The sequence below is a fragment of the Acetobacter okinawensis genome, assembly GCF_002153655.1.
GTDB classification, from domain to species: Bacteria; Pseudomonadota; Alphaproteobacteria; order Acetobacterales; family Acetobacteraceae; genus Acetobacter; species Acetobacter okinawensis_A.
The window spans coordinates 13,688-28,949 of sequence record NZ_JOPJ01000032.1 but is presented as its reverse complement, the minus strand read 5'-3'; the positions used below and the strand labels follow the sequence as shown (position 1 = coordinate 28,949).

Annotated in this window: 16 protein-coding genes; 15 read left to right on the top strand and 1 reads right to left on the bottom strand. The window is 63.7% G+C overall.

The genetic code is table 11. From position 1 onward, the window contains the following. The 14 genes from HK26_RS13520 to HK26_RS11000 form a co-directional block, all read left to right on the top strand. Positions 1-254: hypothetical protein (locus tag HK26_RS13520; protein ID WP_180539523.1), on the top strand; the 254-nt coding region annotated here is incomplete at its 5' end. Positions 255-288: 34 nt separating this feature from the next. Beyond that, on the top strand, positions 289-1,086 hold the full coding sequence (locus HK26_RS11060; RefSeq protein ID WP_257640983.1) for a DNA/RNA non-specific endonuclease: 798 nt from the start codon (positions 289-291) through the stop codon (positions 1,084-1,086). A 158-nt stretch (positions 1,087-1,244) separates the two neighbouring features. Further along, entirely contained in the window at positions 1,245-1,958 is a 714-nt protein-coding gene (locus HK26_RS11055; protein WP_143296347.1) for a hypothetical protein, read from the top strand. Beyond that, complete coding sequence (locus tag HK26_RS11050; protein ID WP_086639830.1) at positions 1,958-2,260, top strand: phage baseplate plug family protein; 303 nt, start codon at positions 1,958-1,960, stop codon at positions 2,258-2,260. The genes HK26_RS11055 and HK26_RS11050 overlap by 1 nt, the downstream gene beginning before the upstream one ends. Further along, the gene (locus HK26_RS11045; protein ID WP_257640982.1) at positions 2,253-3,344 is read left to right on the top strand and encodes a baseplate hub protein; all 1,092 of its coding nucleotides are present in this window, start codon (positions 2,253-2,255) and stop codon (positions 3,342-3,344) included. The genes HK26_RS11050 and HK26_RS11045 overlap by 8 nt, the downstream gene beginning before the upstream one ends. After that, positions 3,334-3,975 carry a Gp138 family membrane-puncturing spike protein gene (locus tag HK26_RS11040; RefSeq protein WP_257640981.1) on the top strand — a complete coding sequence of 214 codons (642 nt, stop codon included), beginning with the start codon at positions 3,334-3,336 and terminating at the stop codon, positions 3,973-3,975. The genes HK26_RS11045 and HK26_RS11040 overlap by 11 nt, the downstream gene beginning before the upstream one ends. Before the next feature lie 76 nt (positions 3,976-4,051). Then, on the top strand, positions 4,052-4,405 hold the full coding sequence (locus HK26_RS11035; protein WP_086639829.1) for a hypothetical protein: 354 nt from the start codon (positions 4,052-4,054) through the stop codon (positions 4,403-4,405). After that, positions 4,392-5,618 (top strand): baseplate J/gp47 family protein, encoded by a 1,227-nt coding sequence (locus tag HK26_RS11030; RefSeq protein WP_086639828.1) that lies wholly within the window; start codon positions 4,392-4,394, stop codon positions 5,616-5,618. Before HK26_RS11035 ends, HK26_RS11030 begins: the two co-directional genes overlap by 14 nt. Then, complete coding sequence (locus HK26_RS11025; RefSeq protein WP_086639827.1) at positions 5,618-6,190, top strand: DUF2612 domain-containing protein; 573 nt, start codon at positions 5,618-5,620, stop codon at positions 6,188-6,190. The genes HK26_RS11030 and HK26_RS11025 overlap by 1 nt, the downstream gene beginning before the upstream one ends. A gap of 2 nt (positions 6,191-6,192) precedes the next feature. Then, on the top strand, positions 6,193-7,314 hold the full coding sequence (locus tag HK26_RS13515; RefSeq protein ID WP_180539521.1) for a hypothetical protein: 1,122 nt from the start codon (positions 6,193-6,195) through the stop codon (positions 7,312-7,314). After that, positions 7,311-7,790: a hypothetical protein gene (locus HK26_RS11015; RefSeq protein WP_086639826.1), complete on the top strand. Its 480-nt coding sequence runs from the start codon at positions 7,311-7,313 to the stop codon at positions 7,788-7,790. The genes HK26_RS13515 and HK26_RS11015 overlap by 4 nt, the downstream gene beginning before the upstream one ends. A 66-nt stretch (positions 7,791-7,856) precedes the next feature. Beyond that, complete coding sequence (locus HK26_RS13925) at positions 7,857-8,324, top strand: hypothetical protein (protein WP_249208994.1); 468 nt, start codon at positions 7,857-7,859, stop codon at positions 8,322-8,324. Further along, positions 8,311-8,790: a hypothetical protein gene (locus HK26_RS11005; protein WP_086639825.1), complete on the top strand. Its 480-nt coding sequence runs from the start codon at positions 8,311-8,313 to the stop codon at positions 8,788-8,790. The genes HK26_RS13925 and HK26_RS11005 overlap by 14 nt, the downstream gene beginning before the upstream one ends. A 300-nt stretch (positions 8,791-9,090) precedes the next feature. Further along, on the top strand, positions 9,091-11,241 hold the full coding sequence (locus HK26_RS11000) for an EAL domain-containing protein (protein WP_086639824.1): 2,151 nt from the start codon (positions 9,091-9,093) through the stop codon (positions 11,239-11,241). Positions 11,242-11,293: 52 nt separating this feature from the next. Here HK26_RS11000 and HK26_RS10995 read toward each other — a convergent pair whose 3' ends face one another. Next, entirely contained in the window at positions 11,294-12,250 is a 957-nt protein-coding gene (locus tag HK26_RS10995; protein WP_086639823.1) for a LysR family transcriptional regulator, read from the bottom strand. 75 nt (positions 12,251-12,325) lie between these two features. On the opposite strand from HK26_RS10995, the gene HK26_RS10990 reads away from it, so the two are divergent. Continuing rightward, positions 12,326-15,256 (top strand): tetratricopeptide repeat protein, encoded by a 2,931-nt coding sequence (locus HK26_RS10990; protein WP_143296346.1) that lies wholly within the window; start codon positions 12,326-12,328, stop codon positions 15,254-15,256. Positions 15,257-15,262 lie beyond the last annotated feature (6 nt).

The following is a 15,262-nucleotide window of genomic DNA, read 5'->3' as shown; positions in this document are numbered from 1 at the left end:
CGGGTGTGCTGCGCTCTGCCGGGCGTGCGCATGTGGCCCCCGCCATGCCCGCACAATACCTGCACGCGACCAGCCGCGCGGTGGAGCTTGCCAGCGCGGCTCCTTTTTTGCAGGTTGCCTCCGTGCCTGCGGTGCAGGCGCAGATTACCATTAACGCCACCAACAGCTCGCCCAGAGCGATCGGGGATGAGCTTGAACACCGCATGGACACGCTGCGTATGCAGGCGCGGCAGGCCAATATGGGGCAGTTCTAGGCGTTGTGGAGGGTTTGCAAGGCCGTGGTGCGGCGTGGCTATTCAGGAGAGGGAAAACGGGTTTATGGTCTGCGCCATGCGTCTGTTACTGGTTTTTGTTACATGGTGTTGGTGGGCCGCCCCTGCCTTGGCGGAAGAAGAGCAGTGCGATGCGTTTGGGGTAAATGCCCAGCTACCGGTGCTGACCAATACCCGGCTGGAGCAGGGGACCACCTTGCTGTGCAACCTTGGGTATGCGGCCCTTGTGTCCACTATCTCGCACGGGCCGCTCTGGGCGGCGGAACACCTGCGCGCAGGGGATATGGACGCCGCAGCCAGACTGCCCCGCAGCGGGCATTTTTATGCTGACCCGCGCTGGCCCGATGGTGCCGCACTCAGCGACTACAGGCACGCAAAACCCTATGACCGGGGCCACATGGCCCCCAGTGGCGACCAGCCGAGCCTGCAGGCGCAGGCCCAGACCTATGCGTTGTCCAATATTGTGCCGCAGGCCTCGGTGCTGAACAAGGGCATATGGGCGCGCATGGAGCGCAAGGTGCGCCTGCTGGCCGGGCGGGAGGGGGAGTTGTACGTGGTCACCGGCCCTGCTTTTCATCTGACCCCCATTGCTACGGTGGGGCATGACCGTGTGTATGTGCCCAGCTCGGTCTGGAAGGCCGTGTACTCCCCCCGCTACAACCGCGCCGGGGTGTATGTGTGCAAGAACGTGAGCGTCCACCCCCATTGCGATCAGGTGACTGTGCAGACCCTTACCCGCAACACAGGGGTGGACCCGTTCCCCGCCGTGTCTGCTCAGGTCAAGGCGCAGGCGTGGCGGCTGCCCTCGCCCTGAGGGGGCGCGCCATGCACCGGCGGGCATAACACAAGGCGGCATATGGCCAGACGCGGTTGCGTGTGCGGGCGGTCCCATGGGGCCGCCCTTTTTGTTTTGGCCCGGACTGCTCCGCCTCCTCGATAAAAATGTTTTTCCTAGCGATGGAGTTGACCATCATGCCTTTGCTCCCCATCAGCCTGCCTGCCGTGTGGGACGTACCCGTGGCGGCCGGAGTGCCTGCATTGCTTGGCCAGTCGGCCGGGGCGGGGGTTGCGGCCTCTGGCTCTACCACACTTGCGACCATGCTTGACGCCGCACTTGTGGCGCAGGCCGAGCGGCAGTGGGGTATTTTTACACAGGATAACAGGCCGGTCCTGACATCGGGGCATGTGCGTGCTCTTGGCGTGCAGAGCCAGTGCCGCATTGCCAATGCACCGCTGGAGGATGGGTCTTTCCTCTCCTACAACAAGGTGCGTATGCCCGGTGTGTATGAGGTGGAAATGCTGTGCGATGGCTCCAGCATGGAACTGGGCAGTGCGAGCGCGCTGGGGGATCTGCTCGGGGCTGCGGGCCTGCCCGGCCTGTCTGGTGCGTTGCAGACGCGAGCACTGTTTCTGGCCGCGCTGGACGGGCTGGTGGCCGACCTTGGGCTGTACCACATTGTTATGCCCGAGGCGGTGTACGCCAATGTCAATGTAACCGGCTACCGGCTCAGGCGCGAGGTGCGGCTGGGTGTCAGCCTGCTGCTGGCCGAGCTGAGCGTGCAGGAGGTACGGCTTGGCGCCAGCGCCACGGCTGCGGGCACGGCCTACCCGCAGGGGCAGGCGGTGCGCAATGGGGGGCATGTGCAGGCCCTGCCTTCCAACATGGTTGTAACGGGGTTTTTGTAATGGCGGTTGTTATTCCGCTGGGGGCGGTGGCCTACCAGAGCCTGCGCGTCCCCCTTTCGGGGCATGCTGTGCGGCTGACGCTGCAACAGCGCGGGACCGGCCTGTATGCCGCCGTGTGGGTGGATGACGCACCCGTGCTGGCTGGCGCTCTGTGCCAGGACCGCACATGGCTTGTGCGCCACAGCGCGGGTGTTCTGCCCGGGGACATGGCCTTTGCCGATACGCAGGGAACACAGGACCCTGACTACACCGGGCTGGGTAGCCGGTATGTGCTGGTTTACGCGGAGCGCGGGAATGGGTGAGAGCACACAGGGTATGGTGCAGGGTGTTGCGCAGGATGTTGCGCAAACTACGGAGCAGGCCAGTGGTGGCGCCGGTACGCTGGCCAACCGGCAGGTGGATATCCTCTTTACTCTGGCGCAGGACGGCGCTGGCGCTGCTGGGGTGGAAACACTGACCCTGAGCGGCTACCGCGTACGGTGCCAGATTGCCAGCACCGGGCTGGAGAGCGGCATGGCCTGTGCCGTGCGGGTGGAGGGGTTGAGCCTGCCTCTGCTCAACCGTCTTTCGCTCATGCAGGAGGGTATGGCGGCGCAAACGCGCAACACGGTTACCATTATGGCGGGGGATGGCGCGGGGCAGGGTGGGCGCGCCATGCCTGTGGTTTTTTCTGGCGGTGTGGTCGAGGCTTTTGTGGATTACGCAAACAGCCCGGATGTGGCGTTTGAGCTGCGCGCCTTCTCTGGTGCGTTACCGGCTGCGGTGCCGGTCGCCCCGACCTCGTTCGGGGGGGATGTGGCGGTGGCAACACTCATGCAGGTGCTCGCAACCAAGGCCGGGCTGGCATTTGCCAATTATGGTGTGCAGACCATGCTGCGCGGTGGGGTGTATTACAAAGGCTCCGTGGCCGAGCAGGTGGATAGCTGTGCGCGGGCTGCGCGGATTTCCTACCAGATCGGGGTGGGGGTTCTGGCAATCTGGCCTGCGGGCATGGTGGCGCAGGCCCAAGGGCAGGCCCATACGGTAAGCGTTGCCACCGGGCTGGTGGGCTACCCGAGCTACAGCCAGTATGGGGTGCTGTTCCAGACCGTGTTCAACCCCGATATTCTGTTCAGGGATACGGTGTGTTTGCAAACGGGTGGCTCCACCCCGCAGGGGGCGGGGCAGGCCAGTGCGGCACAGACCGGCACCACGGGGGTGTCGGGGCAAACTGGCAGCATGCCAGCCGGAGCCACACAGGCGGGGGATGTACCCCTGCCCACCCGTGGCATGTGGGTGGTGCAGAGCGTGCGCCATGATTTGCAGACCGAGCAGCCCGATGGGCCATGGTTCACAACAGTAGAGGCGGCAAGGCCAGACTTTGCCGGGCAGGCATATGCAGGATAAACTGGTCGGCTCCTTGCGGGCCGAAGATGGGGCCAGTGCGTTTAACGCCACCAATGCGGCTATCCGCCGTGTGCTGGCCATGCTGGGGGCCACAGCCCTTGTGCAGGTGCGTGCGGTGCGTGGCACAGGGCTGGAGCCTGTGGGCATGGTGGATGTGCAGCCCATGGTGCACCAGCAGGACGGGGCAGGCCGCACCACAGCACACGGGCTGATCCACAACGTGCCATACCTGCGCCTGCAAGGGGGCAGGCGCGCCTTGATCTGCGATCCGGCGGTGGGGGATATCGGGGCCATTATTGTCTGCGGGCGTGATATTGCCAGCGTAAAGGCCACGCGCCAGCCAGCAGCCCCCGGCTCCTACCGCCAGCATGATTATGCAGACTCCCTTTACATAGGCGGGTTTTTGAATGCCGCCCCACAGGAATACGCAGGCTGGGTGGGGGAGGACTTTGTGCTCACCACCACAGGCCGCTTTGTGGTGAACGCCAGCCAGTGCCAGATCAACTGTGCCATGCAGGTGCAGGGCGATGTGCGCGCACAGGGGGATGTGCTGGCAGGGCAGATCAGCCTGCAAGGCCACACCCATTCGGGCGTGCAGCCCGGAGCGGGGAGCACAGGTGCACCGCATTAAGGTGTTGTGCCTGAACAGGGAATGATTTTTTCCATGCCATGCCGCCCATTGGGGCGGCTTTTTTTGTTGGGGTGTGATGAACACGCTGTTGCTTGACCGTACAACATGGGACCTTCTGCCCGACGCGCGGGGCAATATGGCCGTGGCGTCGGGGTCGTATGCCATATGCCAGAATGTTGCCTGTACCATCAGGGTTTTTTCGGGCGAGTGTTACTACAACACCGCAAGTGGCCTACCCTACCGCCAGCATATTCTGGCCCACACACAGGCGGCTCCTGTTTTTCGCATGCAGGCGGAGCAGGCGGCGGGTGCCGTGGCGGGGGTGGCGGCGGCACGGTGCGTGCTTACCGGTATTTCCGCAAATCGCCAGTTGTCTGGCTATGTTCTTGTATCCACCACAAATGGAGATGTGCAGCATGTCGGGTTCTAATACGGTGGGCACAACATCCGTGCCAGCCCCCACCCTGACCGATGCAGGCTTTGTTGCCCCGGCGGAGAGCGATATTCTGGCCGGTGTTCTGGCGGATATGAATGCAGCTTTTGGCAATGTGCTCAATACCGACCTGTCCACCCCGCAGGGCCAGCTTGCCATGTCTCTGACCGCCATTGTGGGCGATGCCTATGACCAGATGCTGGCGCTGTTTAACGGTGTGGACCCCGAGCGCGCATGGGGCCGTATGCAGGACGCCATTGGCAATCTGTATTTTATCACCCGCAAGCCTGCTACGGCCACGGTTGTCACCTGCCAGTGCGTGGGCGCGGCGGGTACGGTTGTGCCACAGGGCACGCTTGTGCGCGATGGCAGCGCCAATACCTACGCGGCAGATGGGGCCATAACGCTGGATGCTACGGGCTATGGTGCGGGTACGTTCTCATGCACGGTTACGGGGGCGGTGGAGTGCCCGCCGGGCAGTGTTGGCGTGTATCAGGCTGTTGTGGGGCTGACCAGCGTGAGCAATGCGGCCGCCGGGGTTACAGGGCGGGCGGAGGAAGGGCGGCAGGCGTTTGAACTACGCCGCCAGCAGACCGTGGCCCACAACGCAATGGGCCCGCTGGACGCGCTGGCGGGGGAGGTTTTGTCTGTTGCAGGGGTGAGCGATGCCTATGTGAGCGAAAACAGCAGTGCCAGCCCGGTGAGCGCAGGGGGTGTGACCCTGCCTGCGCATAGCCTGTATGTGTGCGTTAATGGTGGGGCGGATGCGGATGTGGCGCTGGCCATAGCCCGTAAAAAACCACCGGGCTGCGCAAGTGTTGGCACCAGCAGCGTGGTGGTGGTGGACCCCAATTCGGCCTATGCCAAACAGCCTGAATATACCGTGCAGTTTACACGCGCGCAGGCCGTGCCTGTGTATGTGGCCGTGGTGCTGGCGGGGGGCGTGCATGTGCCCTCCACGGCGGCGGCGGATGTGCAGGCCGCTATTGTTGCGGGGTTTGAGGGGGCAACGGGCGCGCAGCGTGTGGCCATTGGTGGCACGGTGTATGCCAGCAGCTTTTTTGGCAGCGTGAGCGCGGTGGGGGACTGGGTCAAAATTGTTGGCATTACAGTGGGGCTGGGCGCACAGCCCACAGACCCGACGGTGCAGGTCGGGGTGGACCAGATTCCCGTGTTGTCTGCTGCAACAATCAGTGTGGTGGTGCGCTGATGCACAATGTCCAGCAGACTTTTTTGTCCCAGTACGCCAATGCGCCGCGTATGCAGGCACTGGTGGCGGGCTGGAACCAGATGCTCGACCCGCTCAGCCTGATTGATACGTGGTACCACAAGGTCTGGAACGTGCAGACGGCTCAGGGCTACGGGCTGGACGTGTGGGGGCGTATTGTTGGGGTCTCTCGCGTATTAAGCCTTTCTGCCCAGTCCTATCAGGGGTTTTACGAAGCCTCGGACCTGACGGAGGAGGGGTTTGACCAGACGCCATGGTACCGTGGGGTGGATGCAACCACCAATTACCAACTGGCGGACGAGGGATACCGCCAGCTGATCCAGGCCAAAGCGCTGGCCAATATTGCGGGTGGCTCTGTTCTGGACATCAACCAGATTCTGATGACCCTGTTCGCAGGGCAGGGCGATGCCTACGTGCGGGACAACGGGGATATGAGCATGACCTACGTGTTCCATTTTGTGCCAACTGCCGTGCAGATCAGCATTATTCAGAACAGTGGCGTGCTGCCACGGCCTGCGGGTGTTTCCGTTTCCTATTCAATCCAGAGCAACTGACCATGAAAAGCACAGATGATCGCAAGCTGTTTGGAACCCCCATAGGGGCGTCTGCCGCTTCGGGCAATATTGCGGCCATACCGCAGATACAGGCCACGGCGGGCGATGGCACGGCCTCGGTTGCCCTTGGCTTTCCGCCCGAGACCTTTATTGCCCGCGCGGCCGGTGGCGAGCCACCCCGTGGGCAGGACATGAATGGCCTGCTCAACCTGCTCTCCAGCGCTGTGCAGGTGTTGCAGGCGGGCTACCTTGGTGCGTTTGACGCCAGTTTTGCGCAAGGTATTGGCGGGTATCCGGCGGGGGCTATTGTGGCGGGCAGCGCCCCCGGTGCGTTCTGGGTCAGCATGGCGGATGCAAATGTTGCCACCCCCGGCGCGGAGGGCGCTGCGTGGCAGAGCCTGTTCAGCGGTTACGCCACACAGGCATGGGCCAACGGGCAGTTCCTCCAGCTTGCCAATGCTGCGGAGCAGGCGGTAGTCGGCCCCGTTACGTTCTCTGGCATAACCAAGGTGCCAACGCCTACGGACTACAGCCAGAAGCAGGCCATTGGTGCATCCGATGCAGATGCGCGGTATGCGCGCCTGAGTGGCGAGAACACGTTTGCCAGTGCCCAAACCATTAACAATGGTCCGCTCAGAATATTTAATGGCTCCATATACCTCATCAATCCATCTGGTGAGGATGTCCAGATCTATACGGACCAGAAAGGTTCTGGTGTATCCGATAACGATCTGGTTTTTCGTACCAATACAGCAGCCAGCCCAGTCTATACGACATTTGCCAGCACGGGGCGCATCTACTCTTCAGCCAAGGGGGATGTGGCGTTTACCTCCCAGCTCCCCACGGCGGGGGGGATATCAGGTGGGTATTACAAAAAAACACCCATAGCCGGAGGGGGTTTTCTGCTGAGCCAGATGTTTTTGGTCACGGCGGCAAATGGCGACCGTGTTTCGTTTCCACTGGCGTATTCCACGTCACCAGCACCACCACAGCTCACCATGGCCACCAACCATGACCTTGATCTGGGAAGTTCGGTTGTGGATGCAGCAGGTTTTACCCTTCTGGTGGTCGGGTCGGGGACCGCGCCTGTGTCAGTCTATGTAGAAGGGGTCGTTCAGGCATGAGTGAGAATAATACAGCACTGTGGTGGAGTGCCACATACCCGCAACGCTATTATGCCTATGCCAACACGGCGTACCGGCTGGGGGGCTACCCCACTCCGGGGTATGTGGATGTGGCCATGTTTGCAGCCTTGCCCACATGGCTGCCCGCTGCATCCGATATGATCGCCCTGACCGAGGCCGCGTGGGCGACAAGGTCCTCTGCCGTCAACCAGATTATCAAGGATGCCGGGATACAGACATATGACGCGCCCGTTGTGGTGGTGCCGCTTGCAACGCAGGCCACCACGGCGCAGGCATGGATACAGCAGCAGGCCAACCTTGCCGCAGCCATGGGCGAGGTCTTTACGGCGGACATGAAGGCCTATGTCACCGCAATCAGCGCCATTGCCAGCGGGGCGGACACGACAAGTAAGGCACTGCCCGCACAACCTGCGCAGGTTATGGTGGCCCCTGCGGCAACCACCACCACAGGTTAGGCCACCGCCCCGACCTGTCACGCGCCACAGCCTGCTCTGGCGGTTTTTGATATCTGGATAAAACACATGACCGAAACACAGTGCGCGGGAGCCTGCGCGGCTGAGGATGACCTGCGCGTAATTGTGGACAGCCACGCCCGCCGCCTTGATGGGCTGGAAGGAGATGTGGACACCCTCAAGTCCGGCCAGTCGGCCATGATGGAGCGCCTGATCTCCATTGAGGCACAGGGGCAGGAGCGTGAGCGCAACCGCGCGGTGGAGGCAGCGGACACCCGCCGCGCCCTGACCAGCCTGACACAGCAGATAGCCGAACACACCGGCGCGCAGAAAAAGCAGAACCAGCTGGCCGAGGACAGCCTGCGCCGGTGGCGCAAACTTGCGGTTGTGGCGGGGCTATTATGCACCGTTGGCGCGGCTGTTGGCTCCACCTTGCTCTCGGACCAGGAGGTGGCGAGCACCGTATGGGTACACTGGCTGCACCTGCGCGAACCGTGGGACACGCCGCAGCAGGGGGCCGCCCATGCAGGGCCTTGATCTGGCGCAGTTCAAAGCGCTTGTGGTGCGCCCCGTGCTGGCCCAGCCCGGCCTTGGGGGGAGTGCGGCACTTAATTTACTGACCGGCACAGCGCTGGTGGAAAGCGGGCTTGTATGGCTCAGGCAGAATGGTGGCGGTCCCGCTTTGGGCCTGTGGCAGATGGAACCCGCAACGCATGATGACTGCTGGCAGAATTTTCTCGCCTTCAGGCCCATGTTGGCCGCCACGGTGCGGCGTCTGGGTGGTGCGGCATGCGGGGTGGGGAGTGCGGGCCTGCTGGTGGGCAATCTGGCCTATGCCTGCGCCATGGCGCGGGTGGTGTACCTGCGCGCCCCCTGTGGGTTGCCTGCGCCCGCAGAGTCTGCGGGGCTGAGTGCGTATCATAAAAAATATTATAATACCGCGCTCGGGGCTGCGGATGCGCAGCGTAATATGGCCCTGTTTGCGCAGGCCATTGCCGCATAACGGGGCGGGCCAGCGCCTGCCTTGGTTCCGGCCAATGGCGGCGTACTGCGCGCTGTGGTGCGGGGTGTGCCTGTGCGCCACGGCATGCGGCCCCCGTGCCGGGGTTACAGGGCCAGAGTCCGCAGAGTGGAAAAGGGCAGAATGGAAGGGGAGGAAAAAGAGCGCGAAGGGTCAAGCGCATTGTGGGAAAATAATAATAAGTTCATAAAAAAACAATTATATTTCATGTTGTTGTAGGGCCAATCGGTTGTTAAGAATTTTCCCGTCCTGACCTTGCGGGCTGGATTAAGGCGAAAAAACATGACGTTGCTATTAGAGGTGGACGTGCCCGCATATTCCAACCAACGCCAGATGCGCGATGTCGCAAGCAGGGTGGCACCCGTCTATGCGACGGAGGCCGGGTCGCATGTTCTCGCCCTTTTTCAGGACAACGCCGAGCTTGCGGGTATTCCCGTGGTGGATGAGCACAACCGACCCATTGGCATTGTGCAGCGGCGGGATTTTTTTTTGCGTCTGGGGCAGCGGTTCGGGTACGAGGTTTACGCCAACCGCCCGATTTCCCTGCTGATGGAATGTGAGCCGATACTGGTTGATGCTCAGGAAAAAGTCCCTGATTTTGTCGCAAAAATTCTGAACATCCGATCCCTTAACCAGATTAACGAATTTATTATAACCGAAGGTGGCCAGTATTACGGGCTGGGTTCCGCACTCAGCCTGACGCGTTCCCTGCACGCACAGGCCATCGATACCATCAACGAGCTCAATAAAATTGCGGGCGAACTCCGGCAGGCCAATAAAACCATCATGCGCGATAAATCCTTTATTTCCGGTATAGTGGACAATATCCCGACCGCCATTCAGGTGCGGGATATCAAGACGGGTGACATTATTGTGCACAACAAGGCGGCGGAGGAGTACGGGCTGCACACCGCACTCCCCTACGCGGGCGTGGCCTATAACGCCCCCCTGCTGCTGGATGGCGGGCTGGCCGAAGACCCGTTTCTGTACCAGCAGCCCGAAGCGGTGGAGGAAACACTGGTCGACCGGGAGGGCCGCTCGCGCGTGGTCTCCCGCCATGATCTGCTGATTGCTGATGATGACGGCAACATGCGCTGGGAACTCTGCGTTGCCGATGACATTACCGAATACCGTGATGCCCAGCGCCGGATCGAGCGGCTGGCACATTATGACAGCCTGACCGGCCTGCCCAACCGCTACTACCTTGGCATCCGTCTGGGGGAGCTGTCACAGGACCTGAGCAACCCGTTTGTCCTGCTTTACATCGACCTCGACTACTTCAAGTCCATCAACGACATGTATGGCCACAGCGGGGGGGACGAACTGCTGATTGCCGCCGCCACCCGGCTGAAGGCCTGCTGCCGCGAGGACGACTTTGTAGCCCGTCTGGGTGGGGACGAGTTTGCGGTTATCTGGCAGCACTGCGGCCCGCTGGACGAGATTGAGGGCAGGCTGGAGGAACTGGTGGCCAGTCTGGGCCGGCCCTATACCATTCAGGGGGCGGAGGCCAAGTCCGGGGCCAGCATTGGCGCTGCGGGCTTTCCGCTTCAGGCGGGGGATGTCACCACCTTGCTGCAGTATGCGGACATGGCGCTCTACCGCGCCAAGGCCCTTGGCCGCTGCCAGCACAAGCTGTTTGATACGGACCTGAGCTACGAAATTCTTGAGCGTGCGGAGCTTGTGTCCGCCCTGCACCGTCTGGTGGAGGGGGAGGGGCTGTTACTGCACTACCAGCCCATTTACGGCCTGAGCGCGCGCAAGGTGCAGTCTTACGAGGCACTGGCCCGCTGGAACCACCCCGAACGTGGGATGATCCCGCCCGATGTGTTCATCCGTCTGGCGGAGGAGACGGGGCTTATCCACCAGCTTGGCGAGCGGATCCTCCACATTGCCTGCCGCGAGGCGCTGACATGGCCTGCGCATGTCAATGTCTCGGTCAATGTGTCCCCCCTCCAGCTTAAAAACCGGAAATTCCCCGAAATTGTCCGCAATGTTCTGCAAGAAACCGGGCTTGATGGCGCACGTCTGGAGGTGGAGATTACCGAAAGTGTGCTGATGGATGAATACGAGCACAAAAACGTCATTCTGAGCGAGCTCAAAGCCCTTGGCTGCAAGATCAGTATGGATGACTTTGGCACGGGGTATTCATCGCTCAGCTATTTGTGGAAGTTCTCGTTCGACAAGATCAAGATCGACCGCAGCTTTGTGCAGGCCCTGCCCGACCCCACGGCCAAGGAGATCATTCAGGCCATTCTGGGCATTGCCAGCATCCGCGCCATGACGGTGACAGTCGAAGGGGTGGAAACAGCCGCCCAGTTGCAGATGGTCAGCAGCATGGGCTGCTCGGAGGCGCAGGGCTACTACCTTGGACGCCCGCAGCAATACGCCAACACAGACCGGCGCGAGATGGAAATGGCCCTTGCATGGGGCTGAGCAGATGTTGGCGCCCGCATGGCCACAGGCGTGGTCAGTGCGGTGTGTTGGCTCAGGTTTTTTGGGTCGCAGGGTCGTGGCCTGCACAGCTTTGTAGCGCCTGCTCCCACGGTGGGGTCGGGGTGTAGCACTGGGTCAGGTAGTCAATCATGGCGCGGGTTTTCAGGGGCAGGCTCATGCCCGGTGCGTAAACCGCGTGCAGGTCCGGCCCCGGCAGGGGGGGCAGGTCCAGTGCCAGTGCGCGCAGGCGGCCCGCACGTAGCTCCTCGCTCACAACAAAAACCGGCTGGTACACAATACCTTCGCCCGCAACCGCTGCCTCGCGCAGGACATCACCATTATTGGCGCTGAGCGGGCCGGAAATGGGAATGGTTTTTTCCCCCTTCTCACCAAAGCTCCAGCGGCTGGCGCTGTTGACAGCGCTTAGCGTGTAGCCAAGGCACTGGTGCTGGCTCAACTCCTCCACACGGGTGGGGGTGCCTGCGCGCTCAAGGTAGGAAGGGGCCGCACACACCACCATGCGTATGGTGGCCAGCCTGCGGCTGCGCAGGGTGCTGGCGGCCATCTTGCGTATGCGCAGGGTCAGGTCCCACCCTTCGTCTATCAGGTCCACGGTGCGGTCGTTCAGCCCCAGTTCCACGGTAACGTGGGGGTACAGGCGGCTGAACTCGGGCAGGTAGGGGGCCACGTAGCGTATGGCAAAAGAGACAGGCGCATTCAGCCGCAGGTGGCCGCGTGGCTCGCGCCGCTGCTCGCTTACGGCAAGCTCCACCTCCTCCAGATCGGTGAGAATACGCTGGCTGCCTTCCAGAAACAGGCGTCCCGCCTCGGTGAGCGAGAGGTGGCGCGTACTGCGGCGGAACAGGGTAACACCCAGCCGTGCCTCCAGCGTGGTGACATGCTTGGTCACCATGGTGGGGGACAGGCCCAGTGCCCGCGCTGCGGCGCTGAAGTTGCCAAGCTGCACCACCTTAACGAAAACCTGCATACTGGTAAAACGGTCAGCCATGGGGTGTTCCTGCTGTGGTGGGGCATGGGGTACTGCACGCCTGTCCGCTTTTAGCAGCCTGTGCCGGTTTTTGTCATGCTGGGGGTAAACACGGGCTGTGGGAGCGGGCATACTGCTGGCCCCGCAGGGCGTGGTGGACCGGGCTGGTGTGGAGCAGAGTTTTTGGGGCAGGCAGGTAACGTGGCGGACAGGCGGCAGGCAGACCAACAGACAGAGCCGGGGCTAGGCCAGGGGGCAGACTGGCAGGCATACCGGCAGCCAGATAGGCGGTCAGACTGCCGGTCAGACCCGCACGTGGGGCAGCCGGCAGGGCTGCTGGCACACAGGTGGGGGCTGGCCGCACGGCATGTTCTGGCGGGGTGGGTCCTGCCGGTGTGGCCCCTGCTGCTGGCCAGCACCATGCTGGCTGTGGCTCCCCATGTGCATGCAGCCCCCCGGCAGGCGGGTGCGGCGGCCCCCGCAGTGCAGGATGTGGCCCGCTCGGACGGATTGCACGCCCAGCCCGTAACCGGCGTGCAGGCCGATGCCCTGCCGCGTGTGGCCGATGTTGCCCCCGCCCTGTTTTTGCCAGCCGACAGTGGCGTGGGGCTGGCGGCGTTCTGGTCCGGGCCGGAGTTGATGGTGGTGGTGGACCACGCTTTGCCCGCCCTGTTCCATCTGCCTGCCCAGGGCGGGCTGTTTGACCGGCGCGAGAGCGTGGCCCTGAATGGCGCAACCCTGCTGCGGCTGTATCTGCCCGAGCACCCAGCCATTGTGGTGGAACGGCAGAAGGCGGGGTGGCTGCTGTGTGTGGCCCGCAAGGGTGCTCCGGGGCGGTGCAGCCCCCCGCCCGACCTGCCTGTGGCGCATATGCAGCCAGAGCCTGCCCGCATGCTGTTTGCCCAAAGCCAGCCGGGGCGGGTGATTACCCTGCCCGACCCCGTGACAGGGGGCAGGCTGTTTGTGGCCACCACCCGGCAGGCCGAGCAGCCCCCCCCACCGCGTGCAGGCGTGGGGTATGCCGTGCGCCCGAGCGTGCTGGGGCTGGTGGTGGCTGCGGATTCGGCACAACTGCTCATGACCGCCACCCCAGCAGGCCCGGTGCTGGAGGCACTGGCCGCCCAGCCCGTGCCTGTGGGCCTGCCAGCACTCCCCCCCAGTGCGTCTGTGCAGCAGGGGGAGGACTGGCTCTGGCTTGGCCTGCGGGACGCACCCGCCCCCCAGTTGTTGCAGGCATGGCGCAAGGCGCGTGACAGTCTGGGCACAGCGGGGGAAGACCCCGCAACACGTCTGGCGGGCCAGCCAGAGGCAGCAGTCATGAGTGTGTGGAGTGCGCGCATAGCCGCCGCACAGGCCGCTTTTGCCGCAGGCTACCCCCAGCAGGCATGGGCGCTGCTCCGTGACCTGCCCTTGCCCGCTGGGCAGGCGGCAGCGGGGGGCATGGCCCATGCTGGCTGGCCGGGGCCGGGTGTGCAGGCCCTGCGCGCCTGTGCGGCCCTGCTGAGTGCGGATATGGCGGGCGCTGCCCCGCTGGCCACGGCGGACTGGGCTTTTGGGCCGGATATGGTGGTGTGGCGTGGGGCGTATTTTATGGCCAGCGGGGCGGACAGCCAGCCCACATCGGTGCTGCTGGCGCGTGGTTATGCACGGCTGGAGCAGTACCCGGCCCCCGTGCGGGCGGCGCTTTTGCTACGGGTCAGCCAGTATCTGGCAGAGTTTGGCGGGCCGGATGAGCGCACAGCACTGGGCACCTTACCGGATGATGCCCCCTACAACCTTGCCCGCATTATGCTGCAACTCCGCAATGGGCAGGCCGAAACCGCCCGCGTGGCGCTGGAAAACCTGACCGCCTCCGGCAATGACCGCGTAGCCGACCACGCCCGCGCGCTACTGGTGGCGTTTTTGCGCGCGCATGACCAGATCAGCCCCGCCATGGCGGTGGAGGCTTACACCCAGTTGCTGGCAGCACAGGCGGCGGAGGGGGCCGCATCTTCCACCCCAGCCGCGCCCGCCACGGGTGCGGTGCAGGAGGACGTTGATCTGCTGCCCCCGCTCCGGCTGGCCTATGCGCAGGCTCTGGCGCAGGCGGGCCAGCCGGAGCGCGCGGCCGGTGTGCTGGACGGGCTGGCCCCGTCTGCCACGCTGCCGCATGACAGGCTGGTAGAGGCATGGCGGAGCGTGCTCTCGGGGTTGATTTTTGGCCCACCCCAAGGTGCGCACACGCCCCCCGCGCGGGCAGGCGCGCAGGGGGGCAAGCGCGTTGCGGAGGGGGCGGCACATGGGCCAGCAACGGGTGTGTCCGGGCCTGCGCGGGGGCAGATGCTGGCTTTGGCGCGCGCACGCATGGGGCAGGTGCCCGATGACCCGTTCAAGGCCAAGCTGCTGGCAGGGCTTGGGCGGCAGTTTATGGCGCAGGGGCGGCCGGGGCTGGCAGTCGCTGCCCTGCAGCAGGCCGATGTGCTGGCCATAGACCCGCTGATGCGGGCTGATATTGAGGAACTGCTGGCCCAGAGCGCGCTGGAGGACAACCAGCGTCCCCTTGCCCTGCGCGCACTGGAGCGCAGCGCGCTGGCCGACCTGCCAGCAGACCTTGCCGCCCGCCGCAGGTATGATGAGGCACGGCTGGCCGCAGCCAACGGGGACAGGGAGGGCGCGCAGGCCCTGCTGGCCGAGGATGAATCGGACACCGGCCTGTCCGTGCGTGGCGCTCTGTATGAGCAGGACCAGCAATGGGCGCAGGCCGTGCAGGTGGTGGGCAGGCTGGCCAGCCGCACTCTGCCGGAGCAGGGGGTGCTGAGCACCGCCCAGCGTGATCTGGTGATTCGGCTTGCGTCGGATGCGGCTGCGGCGGGGGATGGGCCAACCGCGCGGAGCCTGCAGGCATGGGTGGGCGCGCGCGCCCTTGGGGCAGAGCGGCAGGCGCTGTTTACGGCGCTTGTAAAGCAGGCGCAAAAAGCCCCCGTGGTGTCCCTTGGGGTGGTGCGGGTCCCCACGACATTTGACAAAACTGTTAAAGACCCAAAATAGTTCTTG